This window comes from Pleomorphomonas oryzae DSM 16300 (assembly GCF_000422965.1).
Taxonomy (GTDB): Bacteria; Pseudomonadota; Alphaproteobacteria; order Rhizobiales; family Pleomorphomonadaceae; genus Pleomorphomonas; species Pleomorphomonas oryzae.
The window spans coordinates 1-1,632 of the sequence record NZ_AUHB01000034.1 but is presented as its reverse complement, the minus strand read 5'-3'; the positions used below and the strand labels follow the sequence as shown (position 1 = coordinate 1,632).

General features: G+C 59.4%; 1 protein-coding gene and 1 pseudogene. Both read right to left on the bottom strand.

Going from position 1 to position 1,632, the window contains the following annotated elements:
• Positions 1 to 30: 30 nt before the first annotated feature.
• Entirely contained in the window at positions 31 to 348 is a 318-nt protein-coding gene (locus tag G522_RS30800) for an integrase core domain-containing protein (protein WP_425414094.1), read from the bottom strand.
• A gap of 665 nt (positions 349 to 1,013) precedes the next feature.
• Positions 1,014 to 1,632 (bottom strand): annotated as a pseudogene (locus G522_RS29820) (IS630 family transposase); the annotation flags it as partial.

Genomic DNA, 1,632 nt, shown 5'->3' with positions numbered 1-1,632 from the left:
GCGTGGCTAAGTTCTCTAGGAATTATCCAGTTATGAGTTTGTTTCCGGCGTTGGTTTTGTCCTTAGGGGAGGGTGATGCCAGGCATCGGCGCGGAGCTGGTCGTCTGGCGTAGCGCCAGAGCCTGACGCAGTGGGAATGTCACCGCAACCTGCCGGGGGGCGCGCCAACCAATCTGGAATGCGAACTAGTGGAACCGCCCTCCAGGTCGCCAGCGTGGCCTTCGTTTGGGTGAGCGAGGAGATGGCGCTCGTTGAGCAACTTGGCTCAGAGCTTGCCGTAAAGCTCTCGTTGAGACCGTTGTCGGTCGGCTTGCCCGGAACAATGTAGTGCCATTCGACGCTAGCAATTTCTGGCCAAGCTAGGATGGCATTGCTGGTAAACTCGATGTGGTTGTCAGAGACGATTATCTTCGGCTTGCCACGTTCGGCGATTCGATCAGCCGCGAGCCATCAAGACACCCCATAGTAAGGTGTCTGCCAACAGTGTCGAGCATTCCCGCGTGTAGTCATCGACGATCGTGAGGATGCGGAAGCGTTATCCGCCGATGAGCTGATCGGAGACAAGATCGAGGCTTTAGCATTCGTTGGGACGAAGCGGCAACAATGTCGGCGCCCGTGTGCCGATCGTCGTCCGCTTGCGTCCGCCACGCCGCCGCACCGTCAGCTTCTCCTCCAATAAAGGCGGAACAGCTTCTTGTGGTTGCCCCTCATAACCTTCCCGACACAGCCTGCGGCAGAAGCGACGCCGCTCGCGGGAAAGTGTGATCATGCGCTCTCGAATATCGTCAGTGAGCTCCAGCCTTTCGCTCGGAGCGCGCTACCACTTCTTTACCAGAAGATCCTTCACGGCGACATTGTCAAGCACGGCTTCGGCCAACATCCGCTTCAGCTTGGCGTTCTCGTCCTCAAGGCACCCTCACAACCGTTTATCCTCGCTAACTTCCCTGCCGCCCTTCTTGGCCCCTTCCATTTGTAGATGCTGGCGTCGCCGACATCGTGCTTGCAGCGACTTGGCGGACACCCTCGGCCTTGTGGGCGGGCAGATTGTCCATCACCACGACGTCGCCGGGCGACAGGGTCGGGACAAGCACCTGCTCGACATAGGCTCGGAAGGCAGCGCCATTCATGGCGCCGTCGAGAACCAGCGGCGCCGTCATGCCGTTAAGGCGCAGGGCACCGACAAAAGTAGTGGTCTTCCAATGACCATGGGGAATGGCCGCCCGACAGCGCTCACCGCGCAGAGACCGCCCCCGAAGGCGAGCCATCTTCGTCAACAATCCAGTTTCGTCGATAAAGACCAAACGTGTGGGATCAAGGTCTGGTCGGCCGTCGAACCACGCTTGGCGACGCCTCAGGAGATCTTCTCGCTCCTGCTCCAGTGCATGTACGGTCTTTTTTTGAACGTCCAGCCACGACGGTCGAGCCAATTGCTCAAGGCACTGCGACCAATCCGGAGGCCGACCTCATCAGCAAGACGAACCACCATCTCATTGAGCGTGATGTCCTTTTGCGCGTCGATCATCTCGACCACGAAGGTTTCATGTGCGTCGAGACGAGAGCCTCGTCGCCAGCCCTGAGCTCGTGCCGAACGCTCGCCCAGCTTCGCCCGGCCGATCCCGTGGATCGCAGTTG